Here is a 20,266-nt window from a genome sequence, read left to right on the forward strand (position 1 = left end):
CTTCACTTCTGTTATGCTACCATCAGGCAGAAGATCAGACGTGTATACCTCCTCTGCCAAATGCGCAAGGGTGATGCTGCCATCAGGCAGGAGATCGGACGTGTACACCTCTTCTGTCAGATGCTCAAGCTTGATAATTCCGGGTCTTAAATGTCGCTCTTCCACACTTTGCTCAGCTAGGTGCCCGGCGGTTATACTATCGGGCTTCAAATGCTGTCCGTTCACAGCCCCCTCTGCCAGCTTCGCTTCCGTTATGCTGCCATCAGGCACGAGATCGGACGTATACACTTCCTCTGCCAAATGCGCAAGGGTGATACTGCCAGAACGAATGTGACGGCTCTCTACGGTCTTTCCAGCTAAATGCCCGCCGTATACGCTGCCCTGTGCTAGATGCACTGACCCGACAGAACCCGTGGCTAGCTTTTCTCCGGTAATGCTTCCGTCCACCAACAGTTCGGCTGTCCGCACTTCTTCTGCCAAATGTGACAGAGTAATACTGCCCGGGAGGATATGGCGGCTATCGACTGTTTCGTCTGCGATATGCTTCCCATTTACACTGTCCGGGGCTAAATGAAGCGAACCTACAGAGCCTTCTGCCAGCTTCTCTCCGGTAATGCTTCCGTCCACCAACAGTTCGGCTGTCTGCACCTCTTCGGCCAGATGCACAAGTGTGATACTGCCCGGGAGGATATGGCGGCTATCGACCGTCTCGTCTGCAATATGTTTCCCATTCACACTGCCCGAGGCTAGGTGGAGCGAATCTATAGAGCCTTCCGCCAGCTTTTCTCCGGTAATGCTTCCGTCCACCAATAGTTCAGCTGTCCGTACCTCTTCAGCCAGATGTGACAAGGTAATGCACCCAGGTATGATGTGACGGCTATCGACCGTCTCTGCAGCCAGATGCTCGCCGTACACACTGCCCAGCGCTAGTTGAGTGGAGCCTACGGAGCTCTCCGCCAGCTTGGCACCAGTAATGCTGCCGTCAGGGAAAAGCTCAGCCGATCGCACCTCTTCAGCCAGATGCTGCATGGAGATACTGCCAGGGATGATGTGACGACCCTCTACCATCTCTCCAGCTAAATGCTCGCCATAAATACTTCCCGGAGCTAGATGAAGGGAACCTACAGCATCCTGCGCCAGCTTTACCCCGGTAATACTACCATCAGGCAGCAGAACAGCTGTCCGCACTTCTCCGTCCAGATGCTCCAGCGTAATGCTGCCGGAACGGATATGATGGCCTTCTACCATCTCCCCGGCTAAATGCTCGCCATATACACTGCCCGGTGTAAGGTGGAATGAACCTACAGAGCCTTTTGCCAGCTTTTCTCCAGTAATGCTGCCATCGGGCAACAGCTCGGATGTCCGTACTTCTTCCGCCAGATGCTCCATGGTGATACTGCCGGGTAATATGTGACGGTTTTCTATCGACTGATCGTCCAAGTGCTGACCCTTTATACTGCCCGGTGTGAGATGGGCAGTGTTCACCGAGCCTTCCGCCAACTTCGCTCCGGTAATGCTGCCGTCCGGCAACAGCTTAGCTGTCCGCGTCTCTTGCGCAAGATGCTCCAGCGTGATACTACCATACACGATATGATGGCCTTCTACGGTATCCCCGGCTATATGTTCACCGTACACACTCTCCAGTGCGAGATGAAGGGGACCGATAGCGCTGTCGGCGAGCTTCTCTCCGGTAATACTTCTATCTGGCAGCAGTTCTGCTGTCCGTACTTCCTCTGCTAAATGCTGCAGTGTAATTTCACCAAAGTCGATATGGCGGCCTTTGACGGTACCGGAACCCAGATGACCTTCCTCCACACTATCCGCTGCCAGGTGACCAGCATTCACCGAACCCTTCGCCAGCTTACTGCTGTCGATACTTCCATTCTGAAGCTGAATAGACGATATGGCGTTCGGGATAATGTGACCATTGCCGATGGATAATGGTCGGATATGTGTTCCGCCAATACTTCCAATAGACAAATGCTTACCCTGTAAGGCACTGTCGGCGACCGCGCTTGACCCGATCACCCCTGGAGACAAATGCTCGGGAAGAACGGCACCCGCCGTCAGCTTGGATGAATCCACGCTACCGTCCGCCAGCTTGATCGAGGTGACCGATAAGTCACCCAGTTTATCCGTGGACACACTCTCCGGGGAGAGCTTAAGTGAGGTCACAGCATAATCAGCCAGATGATGCGGTTGAACTGCCCCTGCGGACAGATGAATCTCTTTCACTGCACCGGAGGCCAGCTTGTCGCCCGAAACCGCGCCGGGTTGCAGAGCTGTCTCTGTCACACTGTTATCCCCAAGGTGCCTACGCTCTACCGATCCCGGCGCCAAATGTTCGGCCTGCACTACGGCACTCTTTAACACACGCCCGCTGATACTGGCATCCGACAAATGCTTCTCCCCCACCGTACCTTGAGCGAGATGATCCCCGCTGACCGCTTCCCGGGCGAGAGCATGACTGCCTACCGCCCCGTCCGCCAATTTAGAGGTGGTAACTACACCGTCCGCCAGCTTGCCAGAAGTAATGCTAAGTGGGCGGAGATGCTCCTGACCCACAGACTCCACTGCAAGCTGTCCCCCCGTAACCGCACCGGAACTAAGATGGAAGGTCTTTACAGCTTCCTCCTGAATCTGCTCGGGTCCCACTGCGTTCTCTGCCAGATGAGAATGCTCCACGGTCTCCCGCTGGATATGAACGGAGGATACAGACTGCGCGGCCAGTTGTGGACCGCGTACGGCTGACTTGGCGATGTGCCGGGTATTCACGGCTTCATCAGCCAGCTTATGCGCCAGCACACTTTGGTCCGCGATTTTCGAAGCCGTGACCGCCTGCTCCACAAGCTGGGCGGTACCGACAGCCCCCTCTGCTAGTTTCACGAAGGAAATGCTTCGGTCGGCCAAATGACGGCCCGTAATCTCCCCTTCGGCGATGTGTTCCCCGCCGATGCTGTCCGGGCTGAGATGTGTCGCCCGCACTGCTTCCGTGCGGAGCTGGCGCGATCCGATGGCGCCATCAACCAGATGGCTGCTGTCGATGATCCCGGACTGGAGCTGCTCCTTGCCGATCAGGCCTCTGGCCAGCTGATCCCGTCCGATGGCACCCGGCGCCAGATGCTGCGCCAGGATGACACTGTCGCCGAGATGACCACTTACAATAATACCTTGGGCCAGCTTGGCACCGGTGATTCCGCCATCGGCAATCTGGTCTTCTGCCACTACGCCGTCCGCCAGCTTCGAGCGGTCAATACTGCCGTTAGCCAAATGGCGGCTGGCAATGCTGCCGCTTCCTATTTTGTCACCGGTAACGGCACCGTCTTCCAACAAATCCGACGTGATGATGAATTGACTTAAATGACGGCTCTCTATGGAATGGTCGGCAATTTTACCGCCGTCCATGACGCGGTCTGCAAGCTTATCTGGACCGATGCTGCCATTCTTCAGCTTTTCTGCGCCAATGGAATGGTCCAGCAGCTTGCTCCCAGTCACACTACCTTCCGCCAAATGCTCACCCGAAACTGCTTCATGAGCAAGCTTGGAGGAAGTTACTGCCTTGTCCGCAATATTTATACTCTGTACGGCATAATCCTGCAGCCAAGGTGTGCCAATAATACCGTACTTGAGCTTGGAACCATCGATCGTGCGGGGAGCAATCTTGGCCCCGGTAACGGATGCATCGGAAAGATCATCTGTATACACGGGTTGCAGACGCTCCTTCTCTGCCGGCCTTAAGACAGTTGTATTCGCTTCTTGCTCCTTCTGTGGAGTTCCCTGATTCTGAACCTTCTCTTCCCGCTGCTGCTCTCCGGCAGGTACGACATTCAGCACGGCCAACGCCGCACCTGCTTCCGCCACCCCCACCGCGCTAATCTGTAATGCCTGCTGTGCCTCTTCATCCGCCTTTGTATTGTCGGCCGCGCTCCCTGTCATCGGAGAAACTTTTTGGCTTCTACTCAGCAAGCTCAATTCCTCGGTGTTGGGATTATCTACGAAGTAGAGTTTGTTTTTAGCAGAGCGCGGCTGCTTTTTTGGGGTTTTCCTCACAAGCAGTCCCCTCCTTCCATCGAATGTATCTCCTAGGTATCATATGCAGTGAGGTGGGCGAATGACACCCCCTTGGCTCCATAAAAAAGGGCATCTGCCGCCGCTCATTCGTCCACCCTGACCGGGACGTACAAACATACACTAAGGAGAGAAGCACACTGCCGTAAGCGACTGAAGATAACAGGAGGAACGAACATGGGACAACAGTTCGTAGGAATACTGCTTAATGCAGCGATGCACCGGGGCGTTCCCCGGCTGAGAACGGGACAGGAATCCCTTTCCAACTATGAGGAGGCAGCCGCTGTGTACGGCCTGGTCCCATGCTTCCTGCGTCTGGATGAAATTGATACAGATTCGGGCTTCAGCGCCGCCTATATAAAAGAAACCCAGGGATACCGGAAAACTGTTATCCCCACGCCCAGTGTCATTCATAACCGGGCTATCTACCATCAGAACAGCCCTGGCATGAAAAGACTGCTCCGCCATGGTCCCAGGGTCTTTAATGCCTGGAACCGTTATGGCAAGGACGAGATTCACACCCTTCTCCGAAAGAACGCAGAGCTACGGGACTTTCTGCCAGCTACGGCGCTTGGCCTGTCCGGGCTGAAGCTTATGATGGACCGCTTCCCCGATCTCATCTTGAAGCCTTGCCGAGGAAGTATCGGCAAAGGTGTCATGCGCCTGATTCACCGGAATGCAGGGAACTGGACCTGGATTTACCACTCCGCCAGATCGCGGCGCTGGGTGAGCGTTCCCGTTACCGTAGATGCACTGCCACGAGCGCTGCGGAGCCATCTGGCGGCCGTGCCATATCTGGTTCAAGAGCGCATCCCGTTAGCCGCCATCGGCCGCCGGCCTTTTGATCTGCGCGTCACCGTCCAGCGTGGCTGGGGCGGGGAATGGCAGATCACCGGCATGTTCGCCAAGGTAGCCGCCCCTGGCGGCTTCGTCTCGAACATCGCCAGAGGCGGCGAAGCGCTCCGTTCCAATGTCGCGCTGGAGAAGGCCTTTCCAGGCGAAGCCGCGGCCCATCTTCGCATGTCGGTTGGTACTCTTGGTCTTGCCGTTTCACGTTGGCTGGAGCAGGGCCTTCCGGAGCTGGCTGATGTGGGACTGGATATCGGCATCGCTGCGAACGGACGTCTGTTCTTCATCGAGTGCAACGGGCGCGATCAGCGCTACGGATTCCGCAAAGCCGGACTGTCCGAGACCTGGAAAGACAGCTACCGCCGACCTATGGGCTATGCGCGTTTTCTGCTCGAAAACGGTAGTCCGTAGTAGAAGGTTGTTGATTTGTCTCCTATTCTATGTCAATATAATGCAGAGCGGTTACGGTCCGGGTTCCGGGCCGTACTGCTGTATTATGGAAGGGAGATGGGCATGGTTAAACAATTGCTACGGCTGATGACCGAGCTGTCCTCACACAGATGGCTTTCGCAGGTGATGGGGGCCTTATCCCATAGCAGACTCAGCCGTTTCTTTATTCCGGCATTTATTCGTTCTTATCGTATTCCAGCCGCTGAAGCGGAAAAGAATCTCGAAGAATACCGTACGCTGAATGAATTCTTCAGCAGACGGCTGAAGCCCGGTATGCGTCCTGTCGCACCGGAGCCCAACGCGCTGGCAAGCCCTGTGGACGCGATGATTACCGCCATGGGAGAGATACAGGCTGGCACTATTATGAATGTAAAAGGCCAGGATTATAAACTGGAGGAACTGCTCAATCATTCTCCCCACCTGGAGCTGTACAAAAGGGGATTCTTCTTCGTGCTCTACCTGAGCCCCACCGACTATCACCGTATACATTCTCCGATTGCGGGACGCAAGGTGGAGAGCGATTATATTCGTGGACGGGCCTATCCTGTCAATGAATTCGGCATGCGGAATATGAAAGGCGTGCTAAGCCGCAACGAACGTCTCATTACCTATATTGCCGGAGACTACGGCGAGACGGCAGTAGTTAAGGTAGGCGCAATGAATGTCAGCAGCATCCGCTACGCCGATGACAAGGTAACTGCATGGGAAAAAGGCGGCGACCTCGCCTACTTTGAATTCGGTTCAACGGTCGTGCTGCTCACAGAGAACAGCACCTTCTCACCGCGCCCAGGATTGCGCGTCAACACCAAAGTGAAGATGGGCGAGCTGCTGGGCAGCCTGCATCGTCCGCTATAGTAAAGCGTTCAGTTTACAATGACAACGAAAACAAGGGTATCCCTGTCCGCTTGGAAGAGCGGCGCCGGGATACCCTTGTTTAGTTAAGCGAGGTAAAATGGTCTTTGGACAGCTGGCAGACTAATTTAGTCTGCCAGCTCCTTTCTAATAGAAGTTATTTTACAGTGGTGCTTGTTACACTGGCATAGTAATCCAGTACGTTCTTAATGATTACCGCTGCTTCCGCTCTTGTAGCCGGTGCTGTCGGGTCCATTTTTCCGCCGGTGCCGCCATTAACAATTCCAAGCTGTTTGAAGGCGTAGACGGCTTCTTTGGCGTATCCTGCAATAGAAGCATCATCCGGGAAGTCATGTCCGGTCACTTGCGGCAGCTCCACATTCAGCTTCTTCAATGCATTGAATGCGATGACACACAAGTCCTGACGGCTGATACTCTTGTTAGGAGCAAACAGGCCATTACCGATGCCGTTGATCAGATTATTAGACGTTCCGATATCAACAAAGTTTTTATACCAGGCTCCGCTCAGAACGTCAGTGAATGATTTTTGTTGGTCGCCCATACTGAAGTCAAAGCTCTTGACTACCATAGCCAGGAATTCTGCACGGTTCACTTGGCCGCTCGGATCAAAGGTTCCATCCGTGCGTCCGCCGATAATATTTTTCTCAGCCAAGGCTGCTATCGCAGATTCCGCCCAGCTTGGAATCAACGAAGCATCTTTAAATTTGAGACTCAACTCTTGTTTGAGTTGCTCAGGTGTCTTGGTAGCTTCACCTGTAGTTGGAGTCTGAGGTTGTTGCTCTCCAGGTTTAACAACTTCTCCTGGAACAGCTGGAGTAACCGGTGTGCTTGGGATCGACCCTCCAGGCTGCTGCCCGCCTCCGCTCGAACCACCATCACCACCTGAACTTCCACCACTGTAAGGTCTGACCACTACTGTGATCTCCGCCTTCAGGCTTTGCGGATTAACCACTCCTTCCGGTAGGATCAGGTTCCCCGTAAGTGTGTATGTTCCTTCTGCATTACCGTTATAGCCCTCTTGGTTCCATTGAACAGAAACGATCTTGGTGTCTCCGTTGTTCAAGGTTACGGATACTGTCCCTGGCAGTTCCAACCCATTAAAGCCAGTACCGTAAGCAACACTCTTGCTCGCCAATGCTTGAACGGTCTTAATTTCTGCCAGCTTAATGACTTCCGGCAGGACATGAACCGTAATAGATGCCTTCAGGCCGTCTGGATTAATAATTCCCTCAGTTGGCACCAATGTGCCGCTCAAAGTATAGCTTCCTTCCTGATGACCATTGTAGCCTTCACTGCTCCATTTCACGGTGATGTTCTTCGTCTCGCCAGTATCCAATGTCGCTGTAACTGAGGATGGCAGCTTCAATCCGCTAAATTCAGTTCCAAACGGAATACTCTTGCCTTCCAATTCCTGCACTGCGGTAATCTTGGCAACCTTAACCACTTCCGGCAATACGTTAACGATAATGGAAGCTTTCAGATCGCTCGGATTGATCATTCCTTCTTCCAGCACCAGTGTGCCGTTTAGGGTGTACGATCCTTCTGCATTGCCGTTGTAGCCTGTAGGACTCCATTCAACTGCAAGTGCCGTCGTGCCATACGTATCCAGTGTTACAGTAGCTGAAGACGGTAAATCCAGCTTGTCAAAAGTCGTTCCGAAGTCAACGCTTCTGCTCTCCAGCTTCTCTACTTCAGTAATCTTGATCGGGTGGATGCCTTCTGGCAGTACAACCACTGTGATAGACACTGTTTTATTGGCACTATTCAGGACACCATCCGGCAGCTCTAAGGTTCCTGCCAATGTGTAGTTTCCTGCTTTGCCACCGTTATAATCCTTGGTATCCCAATGTACAGTCAAGTTAACTGTTTTATGGCTGCCAAGTGTAGCTTCCACTGTACTCGGAAGGTTCAAATCCTCGGCGGTCGTACCGAACGTTACACTGAGTAACTGTGGCTGGGCAATGGATACAATCTCTCTGGCCTGGATATCCACTTTCCACTTCGCGTAGAACGAGGTGCTCTCGTTCAATACGGTCTGAGCTGTCAAAGCATTGCCTTCGGCCTCCTTGTTGTCGAACCAGCCTTCGAAGATGTAGCCTTCACGAACTGGTGCTTCAGGCAAGGTTCCGAAAACTTCACCCTTGAGAGCGGTTACCTTGGATGGTGCCGGTGCATCCACGTAATTGAGATCGAAGCTCACTTCAATCGGCTGGGCATAAATGAATTCAACATATTGCAGATTGGCATTCAATCCATTGAATCTCATATACACATTTTGTTTACCAGTTACTTTGATTCTGTCCAGGAAAGTCTCTGCTGTCAGATAATGATCAATATTGGCATTCCCCAACGTTTGCTTGGTGCTTGCCATGCCATATCCGGTCCAGGCAGCGCCTGCTTTTTGCGCCAGAGTAATGCTGGCAAACTCATTGCCGTATTCAAAAGAACCGCCACCACTATAGGCATCAGCATACACTCTGCCTTGTGTAGTAGAACGTTTTACCGGTTTCCCCGTATTGTCTGCCTCGGTATAGAACTTGAAGGATGGGGAAGATCCGCCTTCACGAGCGTACTGCACTCTTACTTCTACCAGATTGGTCAAGTCAATCTGACCAAAGTAGACAAGGTCATTGGAATTGACATAACTCATGGCGTCCGTACCCGCTTCAAATCTGAATTGGGTATTGCCTGCATAGATCCATGGTGCGTTATATGCATAGATTCGAGTGCCGTTATCCACACTTTGAGTATCCTTTGGTGCAAGATTGACCGGCATGGAAGAGGAGTTTAAATCTACGATAGCAGCATTTAGAACAGCAATCGCGTCTGCAACAACCTCGTCATTGATCGGTTCCAGAAGTATACCCTTCATTTCTTCTAGCACAGCATTGAATTTGAGCTTTTTGTAGGATGTATAAGCATTCATATCAATGTTCTGTGCGGCTTTGATAGCTGCGTCCAACGCTGATGTGTCTACATTATCCTGCTTCAGCTGGAAGGTCAGCCAGTTGATATCAATGCCAGCGCTTTCAAATGCAATTCTAAGATTATGTTCACCAGCTGATAATTGAACATCCGGAATTCTGAACGTTTTCCATTCGCCCTTAGTCGTGGTCAGATCGAAGGTGCCCAGATGTTTCTCGCCATCATAGACGCCGAAGGACATTTGAGCAACGTCGGACTGGCTGGAACGAAGACGTGATGTGACTTTGTACGTACCTGCCTTCTCCACATTCACTTTATAGGAGATTGCTTCACCTTTACTGGTGTTGGTGTAGCATAATCCGCCATCTACATCGTTACAAGTGACCGGCGTGATGACTGGTGTAATGGAGGCAAACTCCGTCTCAGCCACCTTCAGTTTGGTGTTTTTTCCAATTTTCTTCACACCCAGAGCCACATCACTTTTGATTCTCACATAGTCAAAATCAGCAATAAATGGCTCTGTGAGAACCTGGCTGCCGTTGGAGGCCAGTAATCCAAACTTCGGATTGGCATAATTCGCAGTTGTACTGCCGAGCGAGATATACTCAACGCCATCTGCACTGGCATAACCGGAGTAGCTGTTACCTATTTTTTTGAGACGCAGATACAGCTCTTTCTTGTCTCCGAACACGTTGGTCACCTGGCTGGCTGAGAGCTGCCCGATGGTTACAGGTGCTGCTCCTCCAGTTTCTTTGACCATACCTATAATTTTGCCGGTGCTGAATTCATACTTCACCCAGATATAGTTGTTGTTATCCTGTGAAGCGGTGATACCTACACCGTTATAATTTTGATTTGGCGCTTTGCTCATATTAATTTTAACTGTAGCTTCCCAATTGCCAAAGGCTTCCTGCTGGAAATAGTTTCTCAGATCGGCATGATCGCTCCAGAAATCGCCTCTTTCAGCAATGATTCTCAAGAATCCGGGAACCGTGCTTAACGACCAGTTATTTTTATTTTCCACATTTGTAGCGGTTTCTTTATTAATGGTCCAGAAGCTGTTCAACGTGGTACTGTTGAACTCGTCGCTCTGTGGTGTCGTACCAAACTGGATCACATAGGAGTTAGCTTGGTCTGTACTTACAGCTTTGATGGTCACTCTTTTATTAACGTTATCTACTGTTGCCTTCGCTGTTATGCCTGTATTGGTTTCAAACGTAACTGCAGGCAACACAGCCCCATTAGTGAGACCTACATCGTAACTGAATCGGGTCTGCGAGAACCCTTCAAGCGGCTTGCCGCCAACGGAAATACTCTTCAAAAAGGCATAGGTTGGATTCTCAAATATCGGCTCCAGACCTTCCTCCGAGGAGAAAATTACTTTATACGTCCGTTTTTCTCCTCCGGCAGTAGCTGTAATTACAGCAGCCGGACGATCCTTGTCGGCTTGAAGGACCTTTACGTCTACCCCAGCCATTCCTGTAGCCTTAACTTCAGGATAGCTGCTGGTTTCATCTGTCTCGCCAAACGCTTTATAATCCAGTTTCAATGGATTGAAGATTTTGATCTTCTTGCCGCCTACGGTAATCCCGGTGAGCTGCGGATCTCCCGCTTTACCCGTATTTACCCGGAACCAGTCTTTTCCTGGCGTATAGTTGACCACATAATCAATTTTAGCTGTTCTTGCAAAAGCTGGGGATTGGATCAGGAACTTCACAATATTTTTGGCAGAGCGTTGCAATTCGCCCACGGTCAGGCTGCCGTTCGTAAGCGAAGCCATCGTATTGAAGGTGCTGTTATTCCGGTTTCTGTGAGTCTCTGCATTATTATTCGGAATGACCATGTACAAATCGTTTTGTGCGCGAACCATGGATTTACCGTTCGTTTCGTCATAACGATTGGAGGTGGCATAGAAGCCTTGATCCTCACTCAACTTGGCCCACCAGTCTGTCATAACAATACCATCAAAGCCCCATTCTCCGCGCAGGATGGTGGTATTCAGATCATAGTTACTGGCAGCCCAAGTTCCGTTGACTGGTCCATAGGACGTCATCACTGAACGCGCTTTCCCGGTCTTTATCGCCATCTCGTAGCCTTTCAAGTAAATCTCGCGCAATGCTCTTTCCGAGACGAGTGCATTGACAAGGTGTCTGTCCGTTTCTTGGTTGTTAGCCACGAAATGCTTGAGTGTTGGTGCTGTACCGTTCTTCTGAAGGCCTTTTGTCTGCGCAGCAGCCATGATACCTGTCAGCAGCGGGTCCTCTGAGAAATACTCAAAGTTTCTGCCGTTCAGCGGACTTCTGTGGATATTGATCCCTGGTCCAAGCAAAGTGTCAATATTATTGATCAGCATTTCTTTGCCGAGCAGGTCGAACAGTCTTTCATTCAGTTCAGTATTCCAGGTGCAGGCCAGCATCGTCCCGTTCGGAATACTGGTTGCTCTCTCTGCGTTGGTCTCCATCCGGATACCCGATGGGCCGTCGGCAGCACTGTCGATCGGAAGCCCGAATTTCAGCAGATTTTGGGTGACGCCGCCAAATGCCGCAGCAGTACCGGCAGTAACTTTAGGGCTGGACATCCCTTCCCCTAGAATAATCGCCCCCAGATCATTGTTAGAGAATTGAGCGATGAACTGGTCTATCGTAACTTTTTGATTGTACACATCCAATAAGGTGTAGCCCTTGTCTCCAGTCTGCGGAATAGCCGCAGGGAGGTTTTGCTTGATTCTCTCATCCAGGTTGTTACTCCGTGTCGGTACCTTTTCAGTAACCTCAATAAAGGTTCCGTCACCCTTAGGCGCACCTGGTTTAATACGGTCAAAATTCTTAGTCGGTGCAAGCGCTTCCTGTAGAACTTCTACAACCTTCAACTGAGGCAATGTATAAGTCTTTTGCTTCACGCTGTCTCTTACGCTATTCCCTACAAAAATGTTATAGTCACCAGCCTCCAGAACGTAGGAGGAATCGTGACCTGTAATTCCACTGTCATCATACGAAGCCATATCTTTGGTATCGTACGTAATCGTGATCGACTGAGATTCCCCTGGTTGAAGCAACCGGGTTTTGGCGAAAGCAGCAAGTTCCTTGGTTGGCTTGCCAAGCTTCCCTTGTGGTGCTCCGTAATACACCTGCACAACTTCCTTGCCTTCGGTCTTTCCGGTATTCTGTACGGTTACGTTTACGGCTACTTCATCGTCGCTAAAGTTAACATTATTTGTAGTAATCTTGAAATTGGTATAGGAAAGTCCGAATCCGAATGGATAGAGCACCTTTTCAGGAGCAAAGGTCTCAAAATAACGATAACCTACATAAATGTCCTCGGCATATGCATTTTCCGTCCTGCTGCCAAAATTGGCGGTGGAACGATAGTCAGCCAGTGTAGCTGCAATCGTATCACTCAATTTGCCGCTTGGCGTAACGTCTCCGGTCAGCACGTCGGCTACTGCACTGCCGCCCTCCATTCCCCCCTGCCATGCATAGACAATAGCAGCTTTGGGATAGTTCTTCGCCCATGACATATCAATAACATTCGCTACGTTCAAAACAATCGCAACCCGATCAAATTTGGCATATACCTTGTTAAGCATTTCTACTTCAAGATCCGTGAGGCGGTAAGCGCCTTTGACGTCCGTGTTATCCTTGTCTTCACCGGCCGTTCTGCCGATGATGACCACAGCGGCGTCAGATTTTGCTTTTGCTGCATCCACAACTGGATCTGTCAAAGGCATTTCCGCCTGAGACCAAGGCTCAGCTGCCCATCCACCGCCGCCATTGTTAAACGGATGTGTTTTGATCCACTCCGCATAGATCTTCGCCAGATCTTCATTCAATTTGAGACTGGGGTTATTCCGCAATCCCTCCAGAATGCCATTCACATACTCCACACGAACAGCTCCGCCGGAGCCTGTGCCGGATTTGTAGTAATGCGCTTGTATGCGGCCAAACACCGATACGTTCTCACTCTTCTTGATCGGAAGTACTTGCTCATTCTCATTCACTGGGGAACTCCCAAGCTTATACTCCGGATTTTGCAGCAGCACAATCCCTTCGGCGGCTACTTCTCTCGACACATCCGCCAATCCAGGCAGAACCTTGGCCAAAGCAGGAGAACTGGTGCCAGGCACTATGATTGAGGCAAGCAGGATAAAGCTGAGCACGATCTTAAGTAAGCGGTTACAATTCTTCCTCATTCTTATACACCATTCCTTTCGTTTAAGGGATAGCTTGAGAGATACACTTTAATAGAACCCGATCGGAGTCTGCAAAAAACGACACGTAAATACACGAACATTCATTTATTAAATAATATGGGGTTATTTGTTAATTAGGGGGATTATTCTGCCGATATTGCTGTATCTATTGATAGCGTGGAATTCAGAATTGCTCAAGAACAGGCTACAATCTCAGGGGATCACCTCCAATATTGCGGATTTATGTTTGTTGAAACGAAGACCGGAACATAACTTCCAAACACCTGTAAGTGTGAGAATATTCATTGATTCCCCCTTTGCTTGATTAGCTCATCTTGATAGTAGCATCAGAATTTTCATCCTAACATAGAAAATCCTCATCCGTTCCATGAATATCCTCATGTATCATTTATTTCATGCCGCTTTACCGCATAAAAGGGAGTTCCAAAGCCATCATCTGGCTTATAGAACTCCCTTTTTCCTTGATCAGCCTGTATCGGCCGCCACGTTAACCTCATTCGATTTACTCTGTAACCTTACTTTGATTGGCTACCTCCTGGGCTTTAGCCTGAACTTCAGCCGGTTCCCCAAGATAGAAGCGACTGATCGGATTCACATTCTCATCCAGCTTGTAAACCAGCGGAACACCTGTAGGAATATTCAAGTCCAGTAGGGTCGCCTCGTCAATGTCTTCCATATATTTGATCAACGCCCGCAGTGTATTGCCATGCGCAGAGATCAGAACCCGCTCCTTCTTGCGAATCAGTGGTACAATCCGGTTGACCCAAAAGTCACCGACCCGATGTACGGTATCCTCCAGGCTCTCACCACGCGGAATATCTCCCTCTCGGACATTTTGATAACGGATATCACTCCGGGGATATCTTGGATCATCCGGCTCTAGAAGCGGTGGACGGACCGACAGACTACGCCGCCAGATATGAAGCTGCTCCTCACCGTATTTCACGGCCGTTTCACTCTTGCTGAGCCCTTGCAGCGCCCCATAATGACGCTCATTCAGCTTCCAGGATTTCTGTACCGGAAGCCACAACAGATCCAATTCCTCAAGAATATAATGCAAGGTCTTAATGGAACGCTTTAACACGGAGGCAAAGGCCAGATCGAATGTATACCCGGCTTCTCTCAGCAGTTTGCCTGCTTCCTTGGCCTCCTGGACTCCTTTTTCGGTCAGATCGGGGTCACTCCAGCCTGTGAACAGGTTCTGCCTATTATATTCACTCTCACCATGCCGTATTAACACAATCTCATACATTTCTCTCTCTCCTTTAGCCTGTGGTGTCATCCCCAAGGTCCTTATGTAGCACCCCTGACAAAAGCGCACTTATATTCCTTATACCCCGGTTACGTCCGAAGGATACGCTTCTATAGTACGATTATACTCCCGCCAGCTATGACATCACAAAAAACCAGTGCCCACGTGGGCACCGGTTCTCTGTTATTTCTTATATGCATTGTAATTATATAAGTTGAATAAAAGAAAGAAACGAAAAGGGGAGAAGGAGGGGAGGGGGAGATTGGAACTGTAGGAGCGAAAGCGACCGCCTGAAAGCTTTCCAAAGGAAAGCTAGCATCGGAAGCATAGGCTGTCTCCGGATTTCATCCGCTAATAGCGATACAATCTAAAGAAATCTGGAGACAACAGCGGCCGAAAGTCCAAGTTTCACCGGAGCGCCCCCACCCTTATGTTAATATCTTAAATTCAATATATAATCACGCCCCACGATATCAGCGGATCTCAGAGGGACTTTTGCCCGTATACTGCTTGAACTGGCGGCTGAAGAAGAAAATATCACGGTACCCCAGCGCGTCCGCCACTTCGGTAACGTTCATCCCGGCATACAGCAGCAAATGCTGGGCCCGTTCAATTCGGGCACGGATAACATAGGACTGAACGGACGAGCCGGTAAGCTCCTTGAATTTAATGGAGAAATACCGCGACGACAGTCCCGCCCGGGCGGCAAGATCCTCCACCCGGTGCGATAAACCGGGATGCTGGCTTACATAGTTGGCTACCTCATGAATCACCTCGGCAAGCTGATTGCTGACATGACGCTCCACTGGCATGACCCGATCCTCCCGCAGCAAGTGAATCATCAGTTGCTTCAGGATCAGTTGGCCTTCTTGCTCCGCAGCGAAGGTCTGCACAAGAAAGAGCCTGACATAACGGGCAAGCAGATGCTCGAATTCCACCGTCTCCGTGAGTACGCGGTAAGGCTGTGGAACCTCGGTTACATCTTCAGCTACATCGAAATGAATGTATGTAAGCACGAGCGGTTTTTGCGGATTATGTGAAGCCACCGTATGGTCTCCGGGCCGGAACAGGAAGCAGCTCCCCTTTCCGACCTCAAAAGGAACCCCGTTGCGCTCCAACGTGCCTTCCCCACTCCAGATATAGAATAAATCATAATTTTGCAACGGCTTCTCCCGCTTCTGCCATTTCCAACCCGGTTCGCACACAATCTTCGCCAGGGCGGGCAGAATGACAAAAGAGGACGGCGATGCATGCAGCATAAATGTGACCTCCTGAAAGTTTAGTGCAGCTTTTCTTCCTCCATCATACCTTGTCACGTGGCATTTTGCACATCATCCCATGCCTGTTTCAGACGACCGATGCCTTCTTCCATAGCGGGAAGATCCAGATGGGTAAAATAAAAGCAGGCCGCAGGGTCTCCCGGGGTTACCCGGTACAGCCCTGCGTCCCTGAAGCCTGCGCCGCGCCGGAGGGCCGCGGCGCGGAAAGCCTCGAACGCCTCCGCGCTGCCCAGCCAGCGGGCGTACACATGCAGGCCAGCATCGCCGGGCAGCGGCTCGAACAAGCCGCCAAGCTGCGATGCGAGCAGGGCGCGGAAGGCCCGCCCGCGCTCGCCGTATATGCGGGTCATCCGCCGCAGATGGCGGCGGTACCCGCCGGTGTTCATGAACCGCGCCAGGGCCCGCTGCTCCAGCAGCCCTGCCGCCAGCGGTTCATAGAGGGCCTTGGCGGCCACCGCAGGGCCGGCAAGCGGCTGCGGTAGTACGGCATAGCCGAGCCGCAGGCCCGCGAACATCGTGTTGGAGAAGGAGGCAATGTAGATCACACGGTCTTCCCGGTCGAGCGCCTTCAGAGGCTCGATCGGACGGCCCGTCCAGCGGAACTCGCTGTCATAGTCGTCCTCAAGGATGACGGCATGATGACGCTGCGCCCAGTCCAGCAGCGCCCGCCGCCTCTCCAGGGGCAGCACCGCGCCTGTGGGAAACTGCCGGCTCGGCGTCACGAACAGCAGCCGAGCGTTCCAGTCCTCCGGCACAAGGCCGTTATCATCGACCGTACCGGGAATTAACACCCCGCCGGTCACCTCCACCGCCCGGCGGATGCCGTGAAAGCCGGGGTCCTCCGCAACGGCGGGCGCACCGGGGTCCAGCAGCAGTTGGGTCAGCAGAACGATGCCCTGCATCGAGCCGCTGAACAACACGATCTGCCCGGCCTCTGCGCGGATGCCGCGGGTAATCCGCAGATGTGTGGCGATGGCCCGCCTTAAGCCTTCATCGCCCTGTGGCGGGCCGGCGCTCTCCAGCAGCGTGCCGCCTTTGCCTCCGGCATAGGCGAGAGCGCTTTTCCATTCACTGTAAGGAAAATGTGCCATTTGCAGTCCCTTGCTGCTAAAATCAATGACATCGCTTCCCAAGTCTTCATAAATTCGGGCTGTAGCCGAGGCGGCTGTCAGGCGCTTCCCCCAAGCTGAGAGTGGAAGATGAGCCGGCTCACCATATTCCGCAGCCTTTGGAGCACCCCCTTCAGTAGTGATAAGGGATGAAAGGGGCCGTTCATGGGCCTCCTGATGCGTTGCCGCGAAGATATCCTCCGACACAAACGTTCCCCGGCCGGTCTCCGCCTGAACATAGCCATCCGCTAAGAGCATTTCATAAACCTGAGAAGCCGAACCTCGGGATAGGCTATACAACTCGGCCAATCTTCGCGTGGATGGCAGCCGGGTGCCACCTGGCAACGTACCCTCCAAAATGGCCGCACGCAGAGCATGATAGAGTGCCAGATACTTATAGCGATGTAACGCCAGATACTGATCGTAGGGTAATGTTAGCTCCATAATGAATTCATTCCTTTCACTCATGAAACCAATTGGACTACTAAAAATAATATGAATCGGTCCTTTTTTATTGTCAATTTTCATTCTATCCTGTAGAAACCAAGCCATACAAGGATAAACTGGAGCGGATGCTCCACAAAACAAGAATCAGAGGAGTGTTCAACATGCGCAGAAAAGAATTTCAAGTAGACAACGAAGAGGAACTGCAAACCTTCCTGAACGAGATGAGCTTCGGCTTCCTCGGCACTACGGATGAGCAAGGACGGCCAAGAGTGACCCCGCTGAATTTTGTCTACACAGACGGATGCTTTTATTTTCACGGCAGCCATGCCGGGGGCAAGATGGAGGCCATCCGCCGCCAGGAGCGGGTATGCTTTACGGTTGCGGACGAGTACGCACTGATTCCCTCCTATTTCAGCGATCCGCATCTCGCCTGCCCTGCCACTGCATATTTTAAAAGCGTAACGGCTTTCGGTACCGCCGAACCGGTCAGTGATATCACGGAAAAAGCAACGGTGTTCGCCCTGTTTATGAAAAAGCTCCAGCCCGAGGGCGGCTATGACGAGATTGATGCGACTGACCCACAATATCGTGGCCGCCTGAAGGGCGTTGCCGTTGTCCGCATTACGCCGGATGAGTTGACCGCCAAATTCAAATTCGGACAGAATCTCAAACAAGACGAACGGACAGGCGTGATTAGCGGTCTAGCAGAGCGGAACGGAGAACGGGATGCAGAAACGATAGAAATGATGAAGAAGTTCTGCCCTTATCCGCATGATTGATAAAGGAAGAGGTAGAGTCATCTCAAGTTTTAGTCCAGTGGACAACGTATACTTGCCGGACTTTCTCGAATACTTGAGGTATCCAAGCATGTCTTTCCTGCTTCCATCAAGGCAGGTGTAGCAAAGTGCTGCCCCCTTATGAAATGAAGCCCAAAAAGAACTGTCCGTCTACTGCGGACAGTTCTTTTTTCAAATCTAAACCGGACTTCTAAAGCCGCCTGAAGTGTCGTAAAACTATTTGAAAAAAACGCGCTTTCATCAGTGACGGCGGCATTTCGCGATGTTATAATGTTAGGCAATGTTAAGCGTATCTATTCCCCAAGATAACCCGGAAGGATGAAACTGATGAATTCATTGGCTGGACAATTGAACGAAAGTATCAAAGCCGGAAATGAACATGTCTACGAGATGCTCTCTACCCTTGGCAAGGAAATTTATTTCCCGAAAGAAGGGATTCTGAGCCAATCTGCGGAAGCGGGTGCTCATGCCAAGAAATACAACGCTACGATTGGCATTGCCACTGAAGGCGGCGTACCTATGCACCTTGGCGTCATTCAAGATAAACTCTCTGCTTACAGCCCCAAGGATCTTTACAGCTATGCTCCTCCGGCAGGCAAGCCGGAGCTGCGCACGGTGTGGCGTGAGAAGATGCTGCGCGAAAACCCTTCATTGGAAGGCAAGTCCTTCAGCAACCCCGTTGTGACCAACGCACTTACTCATGGGCTTAGCATTGTTGCAGACTTGTTCGCAGAGCCGGGCGATGCCGTCATCTATCCGGACAAGAACTGGGAGAACTATGAGTTGACCTTTGGCATTCGTCGTCATGCCGAGACCGTTAACTATCCGCTCTTCACGGACGAAATGACCTTCAATAGTGCAGGCCTGCTGGATGCGCTGCTCGCTCAGAAAGAACGCGGTAAAGCAATCGTACTGCTCAACTTCCCTAACAATCCTACGGGTTATACCCCGGGGCTTCAGGAAGGTGAAGAGATTGTTGCAGCCATTCTCCGCGCAGCCGAGGAAGGCATTAACGTAGTTGTCGTTAGTGATGATGCATATTTCGGACTGTTCTTCGAGGATTCACTTAAGGAATCCCTGTTCGGCAAGCTGGCCAGCCTGCATCCACGTGTTCTTGCTGTGAAGGTGGACGGAGCGACGAAAGAAGAGTTCGTCTGGGGTTTCCGTGTGGGTTTCATCACCTTTGCTTCGGAGAACAAAGAATTACTGTCTGCACTGGAGCAGAAGACGCTCGGCATTATCCGTGCCACCATCTCCAGCGGAGCCCATCCGTCGCAGACCTTCGTGCTGGACGCGCTGAAGGCACCTGAATTCTCCGCTCAGAAGGAAGAGAAGTTCCAAATCATGAAAGGTCGCGCCAATAAAGTGAAGACGCTGCTCGATAGCGGAAAATACGGCGAAGACGTCTGGACTTACTATCCGTTCAACTCCGGCTACTTCATGTGCCTGAAGCTGAAAACTGTCTCTGCAGAAGCGCTGCGGCTGCATCTCATTCACCATTATGGACTTGGCACTATCGCACTCGGCGAGACCGATCTACGCATTGCCTTTTCCTGTATTGAAGAGGAGCATCTGGAAGACCTGTTCGATCTGGTCTATGCAGGCGTTCGTGATCTTGAAAAAGCTTGATTTCACTGATTTTTCATCCATTATCAGTCCCGACTTGATCCGGGGCTGATATTTTTTTGTCATCCACTCCGGCATTGGCCTATACACCCTATCCCCTCCGCACATACAATACGATGTACTCAAGTACACACACTCACATGCGGAAGGGGAATGAACATGAGCGAAGAAGTTAGAGGCGGATACGGACACGGTGGATTCACAAGTACTGGCGCCATTTTGGTTCTCTTTATCCTGCTGGTCATCATCAGCCGTTCACTCTTTATCTAAGTGGAACTGACAAAGTAAAGAAGAGCGCCTCTGCGCTCTTCTTATTCTTTGGGCACCGCATCACATTCGCAGCAGGTCACAGAGATGATTATCCTTTGAAACAGCAGCCG

The 20,266-nt window shown here is 51.5% G+C and carries 9 protein-coding genes and 1 pseudogene; 5 read left to right on the forward strand and 5 right to left on the reverse strand.

Annotated elements, in window-relative coordinates:
- Positions 1–4,050, reverse strand: a pseudogene (locus ACFVRY_RS19640) (hypothetical protein); the annotation flags it as partial.
- Between the two features lie 195 nt (positions 4,051–4,245).
- On the opposite strand from ACFVRY_RS19640, the gene ACFVRY_RS19645 reads away from it, so the two are divergent.
- Entirely contained in the window at positions 4,246–5,328 is a 1,083-nt protein-coding gene (locus tag ACFVRY_RS19645; RefSeq protein WP_387501982.1) for a YheC/YheD family endospore coat-associated protein, read from the forward strand.
- Between the two features lie 102 nt (positions 5,329–5,430).
- The gene (gene asd, locus ACFVRY_RS19650) at positions 5,431–6,222 is read left to right on the forward strand and encodes an archaetidylserine decarboxylase (RefSeq protein ID WP_387501984.1); all 792 of its coding nucleotides are present in this window, start codon (positions 5,431–5,433) and stop codon (positions 6,220–6,222) included.
- A 154-nt stretch (positions 6,223–6,376) separates the two neighbouring features.
- Here asd and ACFVRY_RS19655 read toward each other — a convergent pair whose 3' ends face one another.
- The 4 genes from ACFVRY_RS19655 to pdxR all read right to left on the reverse strand — a co-directional run bounded on the left by ACFVRY_RS19655 (position 6,377) and on the right by pdxR (position 17,568).
- A complete protein-coding gene (locus ACFVRY_RS19655) occupies positions 6,377–13,354 on the reverse strand; it encodes a glycoside hydrolase family 3 C-terminal domain-containing protein (RefSeq protein WP_387501985.1) in 6,978 nt (2,325 codons plus the stop codon).
- 523 nt (positions 13,355–13,877) lie between these two features.
- Positions 13,878–14,627 carry a 2,3-diphosphoglycerate-dependent phosphoglycerate mutase gene (gpmA, locus tag ACFVRY_RS19660; protein WP_387501986.1) on the reverse strand — a complete coding sequence of 250 codons (750 nt, stop codon included), beginning with the start codon at positions 14,625–14,627 and terminating at the stop codon, positions 13,878–13,880.
- A gap of 473 nt (positions 14,628–15,100) precedes the next feature.
- Positions 15,101–15,886 carry a helix-turn-helix domain-containing protein gene (locus tag ACFVRY_RS19665; protein WP_066376567.1) on the reverse strand — a complete coding sequence of 262 codons (786 nt, stop codon included), beginning with the start codon at positions 15,884–15,886 and terminating at the stop codon, positions 15,101–15,103.
- 53 nt (positions 15,887–15,939) lie between these two features.
- Positions 15,940–17,568, reverse strand: a complete 1,629-nt coding sequence (gene pdxR, locus ACFVRY_RS19670; RefSeq protein WP_483875154.1) for a MocR-like pyridoxine biosynthesis transcription factor PdxR — start codon at positions 17,566–17,568, stop codon at positions 15,940–15,942.
- Positions 17,569–17,624: 56 nt separating this feature from the next.
- Here pdxR and ACFVRY_RS19675 point away from each other — a divergent pair, with 56 nt between their 5' ends.
- The 3 genes from ACFVRY_RS19675 to ACFVRY_RS19685 all read left to right on the forward strand — a co-directional run bounded on the left by ACFVRY_RS19675 (position 17,625) and on the right by ACFVRY_RS19685 (position 20,156).
- The gene (locus ACFVRY_RS19675) at positions 17,625–18,242 is read left to right on the forward strand and encodes a pyridoxamine 5'-phosphate oxidase family protein (protein ID WP_387501987.1); all 618 of its coding nucleotides are present in this window, start codon (positions 17,625–17,627) and stop codon (positions 18,240–18,242) included.
- A 345-nt stretch (positions 18,243–18,587) separates the two neighbouring features.
- Positions 18,588–19,889: an aminotransferase class I/II-fold pyridoxal phosphate-dependent enzyme gene (locus ACFVRY_RS19680; protein WP_387501988.1), complete on the forward strand. Its 1,302-nt coding sequence runs from the start codon at positions 18,588–18,590 to the stop codon at positions 19,887–19,889.
- Positions 19,890–20,045: 156 nt separating this feature from the next.
- Entirely contained in the window at positions 20,046–20,156 is a 111-nt protein-coding gene (locus ACFVRY_RS19685) for a YjcZ family sporulation protein (protein WP_387501989.1), read from the forward strand.
- The last annotated feature ends 110 nt before the right edge of the window (positions 20,157–20,266 follow it).

The sequence above is a fragment of the Paenibacillus sp. NPDC057934 genome (genome assembly GCF_042887565.1).
Taxonomy (GTDB): domain Bacteria; phylum Bacillota; class Bacilli; order Paenibacillales; family Paenibacillaceae; genus Paenibacillus_AQ.